Origin of the sequence: Gordonia terrae (assembly GCF_001698225.1) — a bacterium.
Classification (GTDB): Bacteria; Actinomycetota; Actinomycetes; order Mycobacteriales; family Mycobacteriaceae; genus Gordonia; species Gordonia terrae.
Map to the genome: position 1 here is coordinate 2,752,159 of NZ_CP016594.1, position 17,483 is coordinate 2,769,641.

Genomic DNA, 17,483 nt, shown 5'->3' on the forward strand with positions numbered 1-17,483 from the left:
CAGACGACTGCTGACACAACGAGAAGAACCCCGGCTCAGAGCCGGGGTTCTTCTCGTTGTTCTGGTGTCCGAGGGGGGACTTGAACCCCCACGTCCGTTAATAGGACACTAGCACCTCAAGCTAGCGCGTCTGCCATTCCGCCACTCGGACCTGCATGCCGCGGTGAGTGTTTCCGGCGGTGTCCCGCCGTCGTCTCCCTGCAGCGGGATAACCCTAACCGAGGTTGCCCGTGTATCCCAAATCCCGTAGGAGTGAGGGGTGTCTTCACAGTCTGCGACCGACGAAGTGGTCGATCTGGTCAGCCAATTGATCCGTTTCGACACCTCCAACACCGGCGAGCCCGAGACCACCAAGGGCGAGGAGGAGTGCGCCCGCTGGGTGGCCCAGCAGCTCGAAGAGGTGGGCTACACGACCCAGTACGTCGAGTCCGGGCGGCCGGGCCGGGGCAACGTGTTCGCCCGCCTCGCCGGGCCGCCCGACTCCGATCGCGGCGCACTGCTCATCCACGCCCACCTCGACGTCGTGCCCGCCGAGCCGGCCGACTGGAGCGTGCATCCGTTCTCCGGGGCGATCAAGGACGGTTACATTTGGGGCCGCGGCGCGGTCGACATGAAGGACATGGCCGGGATGGCCCTGGCACTCGCGCGTCAGTTCAAGCGCGACGGCACGGTGCCGCCCCGGGAGATCGTCTTCGCGTTCCTCGCCGACGAGGAGGCCGGTGGTGCCTGGGGTTCGCACTGGCTGGTGGAGAACCGTCCGGACCTGTTCGAGGGCATCACCGAGGCGGTCGGCGAGGTCGGTGGCTTCTCGCTCACCGTCGACCGGCCGGACGGAACCCAGAAGCGTCTCTATCTCGTGGAGACCGCGGAGAAGGGTCTGGCCTGGATGCGCCTGACCGCCGAGGCGCGGGCCGGACACGGGTCGTTCCTGCACGACGAGAACGCGGTCACCGAGGTCGCCGACGCAGTCGCCCGGATCGGACGGCACACGTTTCCCCTGGTGATGACGGAATCGGTGAGCCAGTTCCTGGCCGAGGTCAGCGCGGAGACGGGTCTCGACCTGAGCCCGGAGGCCCCCGACCTGGAGACGTCGCTGTTCAAGCTGGGCAATCTCGCGCGGATCATCGGTGCGACACTGCGCGACACCGCCAATCCCACGATGCTCAAGGCCGGCTACAAGGCCAACGTCATCCCGCAGAAGGCCGAGGCGGTCATCGACTGCCGCGTCCTGCCCGGACGCCAGGCCGCCTTCGAGAAGGAGATCGACGAACTCATCGGGCCCAACGTGCGCCGCGAGTGGATCACTCATCTCGATTCCTACGAGACCACGTTCGACGGTGACCTCGTCGAGGCGATGAACGCCGCCATCCTCGAGCACGATCCGCAGGGAAAGACGGTGCCGTACATGCTCTCCGGCGGCACCGACGCCAAGGCGTTCGCGAAACTCGGGATCCGCTGCTTCGGCTTCGCGCCGCTGCAGCTGCCGCCCGAACTCGACTTCGCGGCACTGTTCCACGGCGTCGACGAGCGCGTTCCCGTCGACTCGGTTCTGTTCGGCACCAAGGTCTTCGAGCACTTTCTGCGGCACAGCTGATCGCATCCGAGACGCACCACTGAGACACACCACTACAGTGGGCGGCACGGCCTTCCTCCTGACCGGGACCACCGCGTCGGAGAATGCCCGGCACTCTTCCGACGCGCGAAACGTGAGAAAGGTGAACACATGTCGTCATTCGACCCGTACTCCCTGCTACCGAGCCTGCCCGGCTTCACCCTGACCTCGGAGAGCCTCACCGACGGGGCCGCGCTGGCCAACGGGCAGGTGAGCGGGATCATGGGCGCGGGTGGGGAGGACCTCTCGCCGCAGCTCAGCTGGTCCGGGTTCCCCGCCGAGACCAAGAGTTTCGCCGTCACCGTGTACGACCCCGACGCTCCGACCGCCGCCGGATTCTGGCACTGGGCGGTCGCCGACATCCCCGTCTCGGTCACGAGCCTGCCCGAAGGCGCAGGTGACGAGGAGGGGTCCGGACTGCCCGATGGTGCGGTCACGCTCACCAACGACGCCTCGCTGCGCCGCTACATCGGTGCGGCGCCGCCGCCCGGACACGGTCCGCACCGGTACTTCGTCGTCGTCCACGCCGTGGACACCGAGTCCCTGGGCCTACCGGAGAACGCGACACCCGCGTACCTGGGCTTCAACCTGTTCTCCCACGCGATCGCGCGCGCGACCCTCATCGGCACCTACGAACAGCCGGGCGAGAACGTCTGAGTCCTCCCTCCGGCGCCCTTTGTCGCCGATCGCCCGGTACGAGTCGTGCCGGGCGATCGGTGTCTTTCAGGGCTGGTTGCGAGCCGCGGATCCCACCGCGTCGGAGATCGAGGCGAAGCCACCGGCACGCACCCGCTGCGCGAGGCCGGCGTGCAACTCGGCGAGCCACACCGGGCCGCCGTAGATGAAGCCGGTGTAGACCTGCAGCAGGTCGGCGCCGGCGCAGATGCGTTCCCAGGCCTGGTCGACGGTCTCGATGCCACCGACGCTGACGAGCGCGATCCGTCCGCCGACACGGCCGTAGAGGCGACGCAGCACGGTCAGCGACCGCGCGGCGACCGGTGGCCCGGAGAGTCCACCCGCACCGATCTCCCGGACCTCGTCGGATGCGGTGCGCAAACCCTCGCGGCCGATCGTGGTGTTGGTGGCGACGATCCCGGCCAAGCCGAGCTCGACGGCCAGGTCCGCCACGGCGTCGACGTCGTCGTCGACGAGATCCGGCGCGATCTTGACCAGCACCGGTACATGCACCGCGGCGAGCACCGCGGCCAAGATGGGCCGAAGTGAATCCACGGCCTGCAGGTCACGCAGCCCCGGGGTGTTGGGCGAGCTCACGTTCACGACGACGAAATCCGACAGCGGACCCAACAACTCGGCCGAGCGCCGGTAATCGTCGATCGCGTCATCGACCGGAACGACCTTGGTCTTGCCGATGTTGGCGCCGATGGGCACCGACACCGGGCCCCGTCGCACGCCGGTCAGATGCTGCGCGGCCACCTCCGCGCCCGGATTGTTGAAACCCATGCGGTTGATGAGCGCGCGGTCGGCGGGAAGCCGGAACAGCCGCGGCGTCGGATTGCCGGGTTGCCCCTGACCGGTGATCGTGCCGATCTCGGCGAAACCGAACCCGATCTGACCCCAGGTGTTCACCGCGCCCGCGGTCTTGTCGAACCCGGCCGCCAGACCGATCGGGGCGGGGAAGTCGACACCGAAAACCCGCGTGCGCAGGACCGGATCGTGCCGGGCCAGCAATTTGGCGGTCAGGAACGCCAGGGGCGGAAACCGTCCGACGACCCGCAGGACCGCGAAGACGATGTGGTGGATCCGCTCCGGATCGACACGGAACATCGTCGAACGCAGCAGGGGATAGCACCACCGGTTGAGCACGACGAGCGCTCCGGTGGTGCCGCGGGACATCAGCATGCGCGTGCGCTCCGGGGATCGTGGCCGTTCTGGTCAGGGGACTGCTCATGGGTCGAGTCGGGGCCGCGGGATCCCCGCGGCGGCCGGCGCCGCTTCAGCAGTACCTTGCGGGTGCCGTCGGAGTAGAGCCGCACCCGCGACAGTTCCCAACCGCCGAACTCGGCTTCGAGGGCCAACCGCATCGAGGCGGTCACGCGGGTCACGTCGGGCGGCAGACGGAGCAGTACGCACTCGACATCCTCGGTGGTGACCTCCCACCCGTCCGGATAACGAGAACCGTGCCGTGCCGAGGTACGCGCGGATCGCGTGGTCGAACGGTCAGAAGTCATTCGGCCCGCTCGCTTCGCTCCCGGCGCCGGGAGTCATTCGGCCCGCTCGCTTCGCTCCCGGCGCCGGGAGTCATTCGGCCCGCTCGCTTCGCTCCCGGCGCCGGGAGTCATGCGGCCCGCTCGCTTTCGGGAGTCATCCGGCCCGCCCATCCGGGACGACCTGCAGCCCGCCGTCCCGTGCGGAGAGCACATAGACGGTGCCCGACGAGTCGACGGCGATCCGGTCGGGCTGCACGACCGACGCGAACCGCTGGATCTCGGTGGGTTCACCGTCTGCCAGGTCATATGCCACCACCTCGTTGTTGCCGGTCGTCGACACCCAGAGCCGGTCCCGGGTGTCGTCGTAGTCTACGGCGTACGGTCCGTCCGCCACCGGATAGCGAAACCGCATCACCAGCGGCGATCCGAAGAACCCGAGGATCTCGCCGTCGCGGGTGTTGGCCACGAGTACCCGTCCGAACTCGTCGACGGTCGAGTTCGTGGCCCCGTTGCCGGCGCGCAGCGCCGGGCCCAGTTCGCCGGACTCGGGGTCGACGGGCGTCACCGACGACTGCGCGCGGTCCAGCACGACGACCTGGCCGCCGAGCCCCTCGGCTGATTCCGGTGCCGCGGTCAGCGAGTCCACCCGCACGAACCGATCGAGATCGTGCTTCTTCGCGAAGTTGTTGTCGTACACGATAACTCGTCCGTCCGCAGTGCCGACGACGAGAAAGCCGGACGTGGTCCGCGCCACCGCGGTCGGTTGGTCGGATTCGAGGTCGCCGGTCTGGACCCGGCCCTCCGCATCGACGACGACGAGGACACCCGGGCCGGCGCCGACGTATGCGCCGTCGTCACCCGCGGCCAGGGCGGTGAGGCCGGGCACGGTGATGGTCTGCGGTGGCGAGGTCACCCTGCCGGTGTCGTACCGGAGGATCTGGTTGCCGTCGGCGGAGAGCACCGCGACGCTGCCGCCCGACGTCGCGAGGGCGCGCGCGCCGGCAGGCGCCGGGACGACGGTGCCCGCGGGCGCCGTCGCCGAACTCGCCGGGGCCTCCGGCGCGGTCGCCGCCGTCACGGTCGGTACGTCGGGGGTGCTGTCGTCGGAGCCGCACGCAGTGATCATGCCCACACCGATCACCAGAGCCGCCGCTGCGGCGACCGGACCCCGCAGGCGCGACATGCCCGTGCGGGACTGGTGAGGGGTGCGGGATGGTCGCGGCGAGGACATGACCCCATCTTGCGTGACCGCGTCCGCGCGGCACTCAGGCGGGTCGAGGGCGCGCGCCGTGTCGGGTCGGGCGCCGCGGTCCCAAGTAGCATCGGGCGCCGTGACCGACACCATGACGTGGACCCAGTCGATCGTCCTCGGGGCGTTGCAGGGCCTCACCGAGTTCCTGCCGATCTCCTCCTCCGGGCATCTCCGGATCGCCTCCGAGCTGATGTTCGGCGAGGACGCCGGCGCCTCGTTCACCGCGGTCACCCAGCTCGGCACCGAGGCCGCCGTCCTCGTCTTCTTCGCCCGGGACATCGTCCGCATCATCACGGCCTGGTTCCGTGGTCTCCGGCATGCCGATGAGCGGAACCTCGACTACCGGATCGGTTGGTATGTGATCTTCGCGACCATCCCGATCGGCCTGATCGGCTACCTGTTCAAAGACGAGATCCGCACCACGGGGCGCAACCTGTGGCTCGTCGCGATCATGCTCATCGTGTTCGCGGGGGTGTTCTGGCTCGCCGAGCGGTACGGGCAGAAGCAGCGGAACCTCGAGCAGCTCACCCTCCGCGACGGTCTCGTCATGGGCGGTGCCCAGTGCCTCGCGCTGATCCCGGGGGTGTCCCGTTCCGGCGCGACGGCCAGTGCGGGCCTGTTCCTGGGGCTCGAACGGGAAGCCGCCTTCCGTTTCTCGTTCCTGCTGGCCATCCCGGCGGTCACCGCGTCAGGTCTGTTCAGCCTGCCGGACGCCTTCAACCCGAGCGGCGAGGGCATGGAGGCCAGTGGGTCCCAGTTGCTCGTCGCGACGCTGATCGCGTTCGTCGTCGGCTATGCCGCGATCGCGTGGTTGCTGAAGTTCGTCAGCGCGCACTCGATGAACTGGTTCGGTGCCTACCGCGTCGTGCTCGGCGTGACCCTGATCGTGTTGCTGTCGACGGGCGTGATCTCGGCGACCTGACGCCCCGCCCGCCGCGCCGGACTCCGCGCGCTGTGCGGCCCCGCGGGGCCGGTGCCTATGGTTGTGGGATGACCGTGATCCTTCTCCGGCACGGCCGTTCGACGGCGAACACCTCGGGGGTGCTCGCCGGTCGCAGCGCCGGCGTCCATCTCGACGACCGCGGGCGCGCCCAGGCCGATGATCTGGTTCGACGCCTCGGCGACCATCTCGGCTCCATCCGGGCGGTGGCACGTTCGCCGCTGGACCGATGTGCCGAGACGGTCGCGCCGCTGCTGGCCGCGCTGGGCGCGGACGGGCAGGCCCCGCCCGAGATCGTGGTCGACGACCTCGCGGAGGTCGACTACGGCGGGTGGACCGGGCGGTCTATCTCCGAACTGCTCAAGGAACCGCTGTGGAAGGTCGTGCAGCAACAACCGTCGGCCGCGGTGTTCCCCGACGGGGAGGGGCTGGCCGACGTCCAGGCGCGGGCGGTGCGCGCGATCCGTGAACTGGACCGGATCCACGGCGGGCCCGACGGTTCCGGGGTGTGGATCGCCTGCTCGCACGGCGACGTGATCAAGGCGATCATCGCCGACGCCATGGGCACCCACCTGGACGCCTTCCAGCGCATCGTCGTCGAACCGGCGTCGATCAGCGTGATCAGGTACGCCTCGTCGCGGCCATACGTGCACACCGTGAACACGACCGAGACGCTGTCCATACCGAAGCCCCCGCCGCCGGCACAGGACGGGCAGCGCCCGGCCGACGACGCGGTCGTCGGCGGGGACACCGGGGCGGATGTCACGCCGTCGGCGAACGGCGCCGCGACGATCCCGGCGACATCGGGATAATGAACCAGACGACGAAGGAGGTGTGATGTCTCGAGCCATCCATGTGTTCCGCAGCCCGGACCGCTTCGTGGCGGGCACGATCGGGCAGCCCGGCGACCGTACGTTCTACCTCCAGGCGGTCCACGAGGCCCGCATCATCAGCGTGATGCTCGAGAAGCAGCAGGTCCAGATCCTGGCGGATCGGATCGGTGCGCTGCTCGACGAGATCCACCGCCGCTTCGGCACGCCGATCCCGCCGGAGACCGACCGGGTCGGCGACCTGAGCCCGCTGGTGATGCCCGTCGACGCCGAGTTCCGCGTCGGCACGATGGGTCTGGGGTGGGACGCGGAGTCCGAGGCCGTGGTGGTCGAGTTGCTCGCCATCACCGAGGGGGAGTTCGACGAGAGTGTCGTTCTCGACGACACCGACGAGGGTCCGGACGCCGTGCGCGTCTTCCTCACCACCGCCGCCGCCCGCGAGTTCGCCGCACGGTCGTCGAAGGTGATCTCGGCCGGCCGGCAGCCGTGCCCGCTGTGCAGCGAACCGCTCGATCCCGAGGGGCACCTGTGTATCCGGACCAACGGCTACAAGCGGGACGCGGAGTTGAGCAAGTCCCTCGACTTCATCGATCCCGAGGTTTTCAACAGCCTTGCCGCACAGAGTGATCCGGGCCTGACGGCCGACGAGGAACCGTTCGACCAGGCGGGGGACGCACCTCAGCCCGGTGACCCGGACGAACCCGATGAGCCCGGTGACACCGGCCCCTCCGCACGTGACTGACGAGCCCGCGGTCGACCACGTCCTCCGCGAAGGCGAACTCACGATCCTCGGCCGGATCCCCTCGGCCAGCAACGCGACCCTCGTGTGCGACGCGGTGCTCGACGGCCGGACGTCGGTGCGCTGTGTCTACAAGCCGGTCCGCGGCGAGGTCCCGCTGTGGGACTTCCCCGACGGCACCCTCGCCGGGCGAGAGGTGGCGTCGTATCTGATCTCCGAGGCACTGGGCTGGGACACGATTCCCACGACGGTGCACCGCGACGGCCCGCTCGGGCCGGGGATGGTGCAGCGCTGGGTCGAGACACCCGACAACACCGACCATCCGATCCCGGAGACCGAGCCGCGGATCGACCTCGTCGACCTCTGCCCGGTCGGGGCCGTGCCCGCCGGGTACCTCGCCGTGCTCCAGGCCTACGACCCGTACGGCGACCCCGTCGTCCTGGTACACGCCGACGACCCGCGGCTGCAGCGGATGTCGGTGCTCGACGTCATCCTCAACAACGCCGACCGCAAGGGCGGACACGTGCTCGAGGGTCTGGACGGTGTCGTCTACGGGATCGACCACGGCATCTGCCTGCACGGCGAGGACAAACTGCGGACAGTGCTGTGGGGTTGGGCGGGGGAGCCGGTGCCCGGGCACCTCGTCGCCGACGTCGCCGAACTCGCCGAGCGGCTCGAGACCGACGGGTCGACGCTGCGCACGCAGCTCGCCGAGCACATCACCGCCGACGAGATCGAGTCGCTGGCGATCCGGGCGATCGTGGTCGCCGAGAGCGCGACCATGCCGCATCCGCCGGGTCATCGGCCGATACCGTGGCCGCCGTTCTGAGGGAGTCCGGCGCACTCGGCGCGAGGGGACCGAACTGCTCGCCCCCGAACGCGATACACGGCCAGCGGGCAATACAGTGGACGCATGCAGTCGTGGCCCGATCTCGAACTCCCCGCCGTTCCGGGTAGTGGACCCGCCCTCCGTCTCTATGACACCGCCGATCGCGCGGTCCGACCCGTCGCACCCGGCGCCACCGCGACCATGTACGTCTGCGGTATCACCCCGTACGACGCCACCCACCTGGGGCACGCGGCCACCTACGTGACCTTCGACCAGGTCAATCGGGTGCTGCGCGATCAAGGCCACGAGGTCCACTACGTCCAGAACGTGACCGACGTCGACGACCCGCTGTTCGAGCGGGCGGACCGCGACGGCGTCGACTGGCGCGACCTCGGGGCCCGGGAGACACAGCTGTTCCGCGACGACATGACCGCCCTGCGGGTCCTGCCGCCGCGCGACTACATCGGCGCGGTCGAGTCGGTCGACGAGGTCGTCGAGGTCGTCGACAAGCTGCTCGCCTCCGGCGCCGCCTACACCGTCGACGACGCCGAGTTCCCGGATGTGTACTTCCGTACCGACGCCACCGAACAGTTCGGCTACGAGTCGGGGTACGACCGCGAGACCATGGCGCGGTTCTTCGCCGAACGCGGCGGCGACCCCGATCGTCCCGGCAAGCGCGACCCGCTCGACGCCCTGCTGTGGCGTGCCGTGCGGCCCGGCGAGCCGTCGTGGGACTCACCGTTCGGTCCGGGCCGGCCGGGCTGGCACATCGAGTGTTCGGCGATCGCGTTGAACCGCCTCGGCATCGAGTTCGACATCCAGGGCGGCGGCAACGATCTCATCTACCCGCACCACGAGTATTCGGCCGCCCACGGCGAGGCCCTCACCGGTTCACGGCGGTTCGCCCGGCACTACGTGCACACCGGGATGGTCGGCCTCGACGGCGAGAAGATGTCCAAGAGCCGCGGCAACCTGGTGTTCGTCTCGGTGCTGCGTCGCGACGGCGTGGACCCGGCGGCGATCCGCCTCGCCCTGCTCGCCGACCACTACCGAGGTGACCGGATGTGGACCGCGGAGGTCCTCGACACGGCCGTCGAACGCCTCGCCCGGTGGCGTGCGGCGCTCGGCGCGAGCACCGGTCCCGACGCCGAGCCGGTCATCGCCCGCATCCGCCAGCACCTCGCCGACGATCTCGACACCCCGAAAGCGCTTGCCGCAGTCGACGGTTGGTGCGCGGACGTGCACACCGGCATCGGTTCGTCGACGACGGCGCCGGCCGCGCTCGCCGACGCGGTCGACGCCCTGCTGGGAATTCCGCTCGTCCCCGGCGCCTGAGCGGCGTCGTCCCACACCGAGATGTCGGCTCGCCGGCGTCTGGGTAGAGTGCTGACGTGGCGCGCGTGCAAGAGATCCGACCCGAGACCGACGCCGGGGTGTACACCGTCGTCACCCGGACGTCGACCTACCTGCTGGATTTCACCGAGATGACGCTTCTCCGGGCTCCCGGGGTCGGTGGCACCGACAACGAGGACTGGACGGTCAGCCGGCTCCGGCGTGACTCCGAGGACATCCCGCTGCTCGGCGTGAAGTCGTGTCGCCTGGGCGAATCCGCACAGTTCTGGGTCCGGGCCGCCGACGACCCGGACGTCCGCACGTGGCGGATCACCACCCCCGTGGTCTCGATCGAGAAGATCGGCTGACGCCCGGTCGCCCGGTTCAGGACCCGAACGGCCCCTGGCCGCGGCGCTTGAGGTAGCGCTCGAACTCGGCGGCGAGTGCATCGCCGTCGATCTTCGCCATCACCTCGTCCGGATCGACCTCGGCGTCCCCGCGCTCCTCGAGCCCGCGCACGTAGTCCGCGATCTCCTCGTCGTCCTCGGTCATCTCGGTGACCGCGCGTTCCCATTCCTCGGCCTGCTCGGGGAGCGTGCCGAGCGGTACCTCGATGTCGAGGACCTCCTCGACCCGCGTCAGCAGTGCCACGGTCGCCTTCGGGTTCGGCGGCGTCGACACATAGTGGGGGACCGCCGCCCAGAACGACACGGCCGGCAGGCCCGCCTGGACGAAGAGGTCCTGCAGAACCCCGGTGATTCCGGTCGGGCCCTCGTAGCGGCTCTCGGCGAGGTTGTACCGGGCCGCGGACTCGCTGCTGTAGGCCGCGCCGGTGACCGGCACCGGCCGGGTGTGCGGGGTGTCGGCGAGCAGCGCGCCCAGCATCACCGTGGTCTCGACCCCGAGCTCCTGCGCGAGGTCGACGATCTCGGCGCAGAACGCCCGCCACCGCATGTTCGGTTCGATGCCGCGGACCAGCACGATGTCGCGGTCGGCGCCACGCGGGCTGCAGTACGAGATGGAGGTGGTCGGCCAGTCGATCCGGCGCGTGACACCGTCGATCTGATTCACAGTGGGGCGATTGACCTGGAAGTCGTAGTATTCATCGGAGTCGATGTCGGCGAGGGGTCGGGCGTCCCATTCGAGTGCCAGGTGCTCGACAGCGCTGCTGGCGGCGTCCCCGGCGTCGTTCCACCCCTCGAAGGCCGCGAGCAGAATGGGTCTGCGCAGCTGGGGAAGGTTCGACGTCTGCTCAGCGTTCACCGATCCAGCCTACGACCGAACACGCAGAGAGGGCGAACTACGCTGTCAACCATGTCCCCTGATTTCTCCGGAACCGATCCTCGCGATTTCGACACGACCTTCCTGTCGTCGATGTCGCGCCGGGTGCTGATCGGCGACGGGGCGATGGGCACCATGCTGCAGGCCGCGGATCTGACGCTCGACGACTTCCGTGGCCTCGAGGGTTGCAACGAGATCCTCAACGACACCCGGCCCGACGTCCTCGAGGGCATCCATCGTGCCTATTTCGAGGCCGGCGCCGATGCCGTCGAGACCAACACCTTCGGTTGCAACCTCTCGAATCTCGGCGATTACGACATCGCCGACCGCATCCGGGAGCTGTCGTACAAGGGCACGGCCATCGCGCGCGGCGTCGCCGACGAGATGGGTCCCTCGGCCGACGGCACCGCCCGATTCGTCCTCGGATCGATCGGGCCGGGCACCAAGCTGCCCAGCCTCGGCCACACCACCTATGCGGCCATCCGCGACGCGTACCTCGAGTGCGTGATCGGCATGCTCGAGGGCGGCGCCGATGCGGTCCTGATCGAGACCTCCCAGGACCTGCTGCAGGTCAAATCGGCAGTGGTCGCCGCGCACCGCGCGATGGAGCGGGTGGGTCGCAGGATCCCGATCATCTCCCACGTCACGGTCGAGACGACCGGCACGATGCTCCTCGGGTCGGAGATCGGGGCCGCACTGACGGCGCTGGAACCCCTCGGGATCGACCTCATCGGCCTCAACTGCGCCACCGGTCCGGCGGAGATGAGCGAGCATCTGCGATACCTGTCCAAGCACGCCCGCATCCCGGTGTCGGTCATGCCGAACGCCGGTCTGCCGGTCTTGGGCGCCAACGGTGCCGAGTACCCGCTGACACCCGAGGAACTGGCGCAGGCCATGGCGCAGTTCGTCGGCGAGTTCGGACTGGAGTTCGTCGGCGGCTGCTGCGGGACGACGCCCGAACACATCCGGCAGGTCGCGGCGGCGGTCGCCGAGGTGACCCCGGCGACCCGCACCCCGGAGCACGAGTCGGAGACGTCGTCGCTGTACTCCGCGGTGCCCTTCGACCAGGACGCCAGCTTCCTGGTCATCGGTGAGCGCACGAACACCAACGGCTCCAAGGCTTTCCGCGAGGCGATGATCGCCGAGGACTACCAGAAGTGCCTCGACATCGCGAAGGACCAGACCCGCGACGGCGCCCACATGCTCGACCTCAACGTCGACTACGTCGGCCGCGACGGTGCCGCCGACATGACCGCCCTCGCCAGCCGGTTCGCGACCTCGTCGACGCTGCCGATCATGCTCGACTCCACCGAGCCGGAGGTCATCCGTGCAGGTCTGGAGTCCCTGGGCGGGCGTTGCGCGGTGAACTCGGTGAACTACGAGGACGGCGACGGACCGGACTCCCGGTTCACCAAGATCATGCAGCTCGTCGTCGAACACGGTGCGGCGGTCGTCGCGCTGACCATCGACGAAGAGGGGCAGGCGCGCACCGCCGACTGGAAGGTCCGGGTGGCCGAGCGGCTGATCGCCGACATCACCGGCAACTGGGGCCTCGCCGAAGAGGACATCATCCTCGACACGCTGACCTTCCCGATCTCGACGGGTCAGGAGGAGGTCCGGCGCGACGGCATCGAGACCATCGAGGCCATCCGCCGCTTGCACGAGGCCCACCCCGACGTGCACTTCACACTGGGCATCTCGAACATCTCGTTCGGCCTCAATCCCGCTGCACGACAGGTGCTCAACTCGGTCTTCCTGCACGAGTGCGTGCAGGCCGGCCTCGACACGGCCATCGTGCACGCGTCGAAGATCCTGCCGATGGCCCGGATCCCGGAGGAGCACCGCGAGGTCGCCCTCGATCTCGTCTACGACCGTCGTCGCGAGGGTTACGACCCGCTGCAGAAGTTGATGGAGCTCTTCGAAGGTGTCTCCGCGGCCTCGGCGCGCGAGTCGCGGGCCCAGGAACTGGCGAAGCTGCCGCTGTTCGAGCGGCTGGAGCGCCGGATCGTCGACGGCGAGCGCAACGGGCTCACCGACGATCTCGACGAGGCGATGACCCAGGTGCCGCCGCTGTCGATCATCAACGACACTCTGCTGTCGGGGATGAAGACCGTCGGCGAGCTCTTCGGTTCGGGTCAGATGCAGCTGCCGTTCGTGCTGCAGTCCGCCGAGGTGATGAAAACCGCGGTGGCGCATCTCGAGCCGCACATGGAGGCCACCGGCGAGGACGGCAAGGGTCGCATCGTGCTCGCCACCGTCAAGGGCGACGTGCACGACATCGGCAAGAACCTGGTCGACATCATCCTGTCCAACAACGGCTACGAGGTCGTCAACATCGGCATCAAGCAGCCGATCGCGACCATTCTCGACGTCGCGGCGGACAAGCGGGCCGACGTCATCGGCATGTCCGGGCTGCTGGTGAAGTCGACCGTGGTGATGAAGGAGAACCTCGAGGAGATCAACTCCCGCGGTCTCGCCGACGAGTACCCGGTGCTGCTCGGCGGCGCCGCGCTCACCCGCTCCTACGTCGAGAACGACCTCTCCGAGACCTACGAGGGCGACGTGCATTATGCGCGTGACGCTTTCGAGGGTCTGCGCCTGATGGACGACATCATGGCGACGAAGCGCGGCGGGGGGCCCGATCCGGACAGCGCCGAGGCGAAGGCAGCGGCGGAGAAGGCCGCCGAACGCAAGGCCCGGCACGACCGGTCGAAGCGCATCGCCGCGAAACGCAAGGCCGCCGAGGAGCCCGTGGAGGTGCCGGCCCGCTCGGATGTGGCCGCCGACAACGAGATCCCGACGCCGCCGTTCTGGGGCTCGCGGATCGTCAAGGGCGTCCCGATCGCGGACTACATGCAGCTCCTCGACGAGCGCGCGCTGTTCCTGGGCCAGTGGGGACTTCGCGGCGCCCGCGGTGGTGACGGACCGTCGTATGAGGAGCTCGTCGAGACCGAGGGCCGGCCGCGCCTGCGCTACTGGATCGATCGTCTGTCGACCGAGAACATCCTGCAGCACGCCGCGGTCGTCTACGGGTACTTCCCGGCGGTCAGCGACGGCGACACCGTCCACGTGCTCACCGAGCCGGAACCGGATGCGCCGGTGCGGTTCAGCTTCACGTTCCCGCGTCAACAGCGGTCGCGGTTCCTGTGCATCGCGGACTTCATCCGGTCGCGCGACGACGCGAAGGCCGCGGGCAAGGTCGACGTGCTGCCCTTCCAGCTCGTCACCATGGGTCAGCCGATCGCCGACTTCGCGAACACGCTGTTCGCCGAGGACGCCTACCGCGACTATCTCGAGGTGCACGGCATCGGCGTCCAGCTGACCGAGGCGCTCGCCGAGTACTGGCATCAGCGCGTGCGCAGCGAGCTGACATTCGGCGACCGCACGATGGACAGCGAGGACCCGGAGAACGCGCAGGGCTTCTTCGATCTCGAGTACCGCGGCGCGCGTTTCTCGTTCGGCTACGGGGCCTGCCCCGACCTCGAGGACCGGGCGAAGATGATCGAGCTGCTCGAGCCCGGTCGGATCGGTGTCGAGCTGTCGGAGGAGTTGCAGCTGCATCCCGAGCAGTCGACCGATGCGTTCGTGCTGCACCATCCGGAGGCGAAGTACTTCAACACCTGAGGTACGTCCGCGGCCGATCGAGGGACGGGGGACAGGCGATGACGGTTCTGGAGCGGACCGAGGGGCCGGTGCGGATCATCGGGATCGACCGGCCGGATCGGCGCAATGCCGTCGACCGGGCGACGGCCGACGCGCTGGCGGATGCGTTCCGCCGGTTCGCCGCCGACGACTCGGTGTCCGTCGCGGTGCTCTACGGCGAGGGCGGGACGTTCTGTGCCGGGGCCGATCTCAAGGCGATCTCGGACGGCGTGCCGAACCGGGTGGCGCCCGACGGTGACGGGCCGATGGGTCCGACGCGGATGACGTTGTCGAAACCGGTGATCGCGGCGATCTCGGGGCACGCCGTGGCCGGCGGACTGGAGCTGGCGCTGTGGGCGGACCTCCGTGTCGCCGACGACGACGCCGTCTTCGGGGTGTTCTGTCGCCGGTGGGGCGTCCCGCTGATCGACGGCGGCACAGTCCGTCTGCCGCGCCTGATCGGCGAGAGCCGGGCCATGGATCTCGTGCTGACCGGCCGGGCGGTCCCGGCGGAGGAGGCGTTGTCGATCGGGCTCGCCAATCGCGTCGTACCGTCGGGGACCGCGCTACCGGCCGCGATCGCGCTGGCCGCCGAGATCGCCGCCTTCCCGCAGACGTGTATGCGGGAGGACCGGCTGTCGGTCCTCGAACAGGACGGCCTGGACACCGATGCGGCGATCGGCAACGAGTTGCGGCACGGCATGGTCTCCCTGGCGACCGACACACTCGCCGGGGCAACCCGATTCGCCGGGGGAGCGGGCCGGCACGGTGAGGGCGTCGGCAGCTAGACGAACCGACGCATACGGTTCGTCTCTGCGCGGCAAGCTTCTCAGCGGGTAGCTGGGTTGCGACATAACGACTGCTCCCTAACCGACAGAACCGCATTACCCGCAGGTCCCAGCCCCTGCTCCCTGAGGTGCGAGGAGCGATAGCGACGAGCCTCGAAGGGCCTGGTGAGACGAGTTGCGAAGACCCTTCGTGACGCTCGCAAGCTCGCTCCTCAGGGAGCAGGGGGTTTGGATACTCGCAAGCTCGTTCCTCAGCCGAGGTGCGAGGAGCGCAAGCCGCCGGGCCGAGCAAGCGACGAAGGAGCGCGTCGAGGTCGACGAGCCTCCAAAGGTCCTCTTGTGTTGCAGCGCAGTCAGTTGAGTGCGAGGAGCTCGGCTAGGCATGCTTCGACGAGGGAGGGCCGGAGCTGTCGTTGGCCGGGACGGGGTGGTCGGACGTCGATGACGTGGCTGATTGTCGACCATGAGCGGCGCGCGTCGTCGTGGTGGTGGCCGTCTGGGCGTGGCCGCGCGCCGGGCCGGGTGGTCGGTCCGTAAATTTCGTCGCGCACGGTGTTCAGGTGTTGTGCGAACCGCTTGGGTATGTCGGGTCGGCGGTTGATGCGTTCGGGGTTGGGTGGTGCTCCGGGTTCGGCGTTGAGTCGCCAGAGGCAGCGGCCTTCGTCGGGGCCGGACCGGGCGATGCGGGTGGTGTATTGGCCGGGCTGGTCGCCGACCATGCGGTTGTGTCGTGGGCAGGCGGGTGCGAGGTCGTCGATGTCGGTGAGACCACCTTTGGCCCAATCTTTGTGGGCGTGGTGGAGTTCGACGTGGGTAGCGGGTTGATCGCACCCGGGAGCCGAGCACACCTCACCGTCGGGGCGCGCGAAGGAGACGAGGCGTTGTTCGCGGGTGGCCAGACGTCTGCCCCTACCGAAGTACAGCGGTACGGCGGTGGCGTCTTTGAAGACTGCCAACCAGGGTTGGATCTCGCCGGCCATCGCGATCAGGTCGGGGATGGGCAGCAGGGTGCCGGTCGCGGTCGTGGCCAGTCCGGCTTCGCGAATGAGGTCGTTGAGGTCGGCTTTGATGAGCAGTTGCACGGGCAGGCCGCGGTGCGACGTGCCGAGTGTCCTGTCGGCGAAACCGGCGGCCAGGGCGGCGTCGAGGGCGTCGTGGTTGGTCTGGGCGGGGGTGCGTTGGTCGCGGTCGGCTGCGAGGGCCAGGGCGTCGGGGTCGGCGGTGCCGGCCGGCCCGCTGGGTGAGTTGGGGTCGTCGGGGTTGTTGAGTCCGGGTTTGCCCCAGACGGCGAACATCATCGTGAGCCGGGCGGCGAGTTCGGGGGTGAGGGTGCCGGAGATTTTGGCGGTGCCGTCGGCGCGTTGCCGGCCGATCCACAGGTTGCGGCGCCGTTTCTGGTCGGTGTCGTCGGTGAGGGTGCCGTCGGGGTCGAGGTGAGCGAGAAGCCGCGCGCCGAGTTGGGTGATGTCGGCGGGTGTGTGGTCGGCGGCGATCTCGGCCATCTGACGTTCGGCGGCGACTTTCACATCATGCTCGACAGCGTTCGGGATCTGGTCGAGGACATCGAGCGCGGCCTGGACGTGAGCAGGGCCGACCGCACCCGCAGCGAAAGCCTCGGCAAGGCAGGGGTGTTCGGGTTCCAGGAGCTCGCCGCCGAGGCTGGTCCGGTGGGCGGTGGCGTCCATCTGCTTACGACGCCGGACAGGGTTGGAGACCCGCAGCCGGTGGGTCATGAACTGCATGAGGGTTCGGCAGCCCGTCTTGCGGGGCAGGTCGCGGGCCTCGGCCTGATCGATCTGCCGGTCACCGGCGACGGTCAGCCGTGCGATGGCGCGTTCGGTCGCAGATGCAACCTCGATCAAGTCTTCGTCCGAACACGGCGCCAGGTCCACGGTCTGCAGTTCGTCGAGGATCGCATGCAGGTCGGCCACCAGCTCGACGGCACGCGGTTGCGGCACCGCCGAATCGCCATCGACGTGTGTGGTGACCGACATGCCGGTCGCCTCCCCCCGAGATCCGTTGCTGCGAATGTATGTTCGAGTGTACACGCATATCGGGGTTAGGTAACCG

At 69.0% G+C, this 17,483-nt stretch carries 15 protein-coding genes and 1 tRNA gene; 10 read left to right on the plus strand and 6 right to left on the minus strand.

All coding sequences use genetic code 11. The features are described 5' to 3' along the window. Window positions 1-62: 62 nt before the first annotated feature. Window positions 63-151: transfer RNA gene (locus BCM27_RS12480), tRNA-Leu, on the minus strand. Between the two features lie 108 nt (window positions 152-259). Between BCM27_RS12480 and BCM27_RS12485 the strand changes: the two genes are divergently transcribed. Both BCM27_RS12485 and BCM27_RS12490 read left to right on the plus strand, forming a co-directional pair. Further along, entirely contained in the window at window positions 260-1,594 is a 1,335-nt protein-coding gene (locus tag BCM27_RS12485) for a M20/M25/M40 family metallo-hydrolase (RefSeq protein WP_004019103.1), read from the plus strand. Between the two features lie 129 nt (window positions 1,595-1,723). Then, complete coding sequence (locus tag BCM27_RS12490; RefSeq protein WP_004019102.1) at window positions 1,724-2,269, plus strand: YbhB/YbcL family Raf kinase inhibitor-like protein; 546 nt, start codon at window positions 1,724-1,726, stop codon at window positions 2,267-2,269. Window positions 2,270-2,335: 66 nt separating this feature from the next. Here the strand turns inward: BCM27_RS12490 and BCM27_RS12495 are convergent, their stop codons facing one another. From BCM27_RS12495 to BCM27_RS12505, 3 genes are all read right to left on the minus strand, one after another. Then, window positions 2,336-3,472: a quinone-dependent dihydroorotate dehydrogenase gene (locus tag BCM27_RS12495; RefSeq protein WP_004019101.1), complete on the minus strand. Its 1,137-nt coding sequence runs from the start codon at window positions 3,470-3,472 to the stop codon at window positions 2,336-2,338. After that, window positions 3,466-3,801 (minus strand): DUF5703 family protein, encoded by a 336-nt coding sequence (locus tag BCM27_RS12500; RefSeq protein ID WP_004019100.1) that lies wholly within the window; start codon window positions 3,799-3,801, stop codon window positions 3,466-3,468. The genes BCM27_RS12495 and BCM27_RS12500 overlap by 7 nt, the downstream gene beginning before the upstream one ends. 133 nt (window positions 3,802-3,934) lie before the next feature. Further along, entirely contained in the window at window positions 3,935-5,011 is a 1,077-nt protein-coding gene (locus BCM27_RS12505; protein WP_239450683.1) for a YncE family protein, read from the minus strand. Between the two features lie 100 nt (window positions 5,012-5,111). Here BCM27_RS12505 and BCM27_RS12510 point away from each other — a divergent pair, with 100 nt between their 5' ends. From BCM27_RS12510 to BCM27_RS12535, 6 genes are all read left to right on the plus strand, one after another. Beyond that, window positions 5,112-5,954 carry an undecaprenyl-diphosphate phosphatase gene (locus BCM27_RS12510; protein ID WP_004019098.1) on the plus strand — a complete coding sequence of 281 codons (843 nt, stop codon included), beginning with the start codon at window positions 5,112-5,114 and terminating at the stop codon, window positions 5,952-5,954. A 68-nt stretch (window positions 5,955-6,022) separates the two neighbouring features. Next, the gene (locus tag BCM27_RS12515; protein WP_004019097.1) at window positions 6,023-6,784 is read left to right on the plus strand and encodes an MSMEG_4193 family putative phosphomutase; all 762 of its coding nucleotides are present in this window, start codon (window positions 6,023-6,025) and stop codon (window positions 6,782-6,784) included. A 25-nt stretch (window positions 6,785-6,809) separates the two neighbouring features. After that, on the plus strand, window positions 6,810-7,544 hold the full coding sequence (locus BCM27_RS12520) for a DUF3090 domain-containing protein (RefSeq protein WP_004019095.1): 735 nt from the start codon (window positions 6,810-6,812) through the stop codon (window positions 7,542-7,544). Continuing rightward, the gene (locus BCM27_RS12525; protein ID WP_004019092.1) at window positions 7,507-8,370 is read left to right on the plus strand and encodes an SCO1664 family protein; all 864 of its coding nucleotides are present in this window, start codon (window positions 7,507-7,509) and stop codon (window positions 8,368-8,370) included. The genes BCM27_RS12520 and BCM27_RS12525 overlap by 38 nt, the downstream gene beginning before the upstream one ends. Window positions 8,371-8,454: 84 nt before the next feature. Then, window positions 8,455-9,705: a cysteine--1-D-myo-inosityl 2-amino-2-deoxy-alpha-D-glucopyranoside ligase gene (mshC, locus tag BCM27_RS12530; protein ID WP_004019091.1), complete on the plus strand. Its 1,251-nt coding sequence runs from the start codon at window positions 8,455-8,457 to the stop codon at window positions 9,703-9,705. Window positions 9,706-9,761: 56 nt separating this feature from the next. Continuing rightward, window positions 9,762-10,070 carry a hypothetical protein gene (locus BCM27_RS12535; RefSeq protein WP_004019090.1) on the plus strand — a complete coding sequence of 103 codons (309 nt, stop codon included), beginning with the start codon at window positions 9,762-9,764 and terminating at the stop codon, window positions 10,068-10,070. Window positions 10,071-10,086: 16 nt separating this feature from the next. On the opposite strand, the gene BCM27_RS12540 is transcribed toward BCM27_RS12535, so the two are convergent. Next, a complete protein-coding gene (locus tag BCM27_RS12540) occupies window positions 10,087-10,965 on the minus strand; it encodes a PAC2 family protein (RefSeq protein WP_004019089.1) in 879 nt (292 codons plus the stop codon). Window positions 10,966-11,016: 51 nt separating this feature from the next. Here BCM27_RS12540 and metH point away from each other — a divergent pair, with 51 nt between their 5' ends. Both metH and BCM27_RS12550 read left to right on the plus strand, forming a co-directional pair. Then, window positions 11,017-14,607 carry a methionine synthase gene (gene metH / locus BCM27_RS12545; RefSeq protein ID WP_004019088.1) on the plus strand — a complete coding sequence of 1,197 codons (3,591 nt, stop codon included), beginning with the start codon at window positions 11,017-11,019 and terminating at the stop codon, window positions 14,605-14,607. Between the two features lie 38 nt (window positions 14,608-14,645). Then, window positions 14,646-15,413, plus strand: a complete 768-nt coding sequence (locus BCM27_RS12550; protein ID WP_004019087.1) for a crotonase/enoyl-CoA hydratase family protein — start codon at window positions 14,646-14,648, stop codon at window positions 15,411-15,413. A 353-nt stretch (window positions 15,414-15,766) separates the two neighbouring features. Here the strand turns inward: BCM27_RS12550 and BCM27_RS12555 are convergent, their stop codons facing one another. Beyond that, a complete protein-coding gene (locus BCM27_RS12555; protein ID WP_004019086.1) occupies window positions 15,767-17,407 on the minus strand; it encodes an HNH endonuclease signature motif containing protein in 1,641 nt (546 codons plus the stop codon). Window positions 17,408-17,483 lie beyond the last annotated feature (76 nt).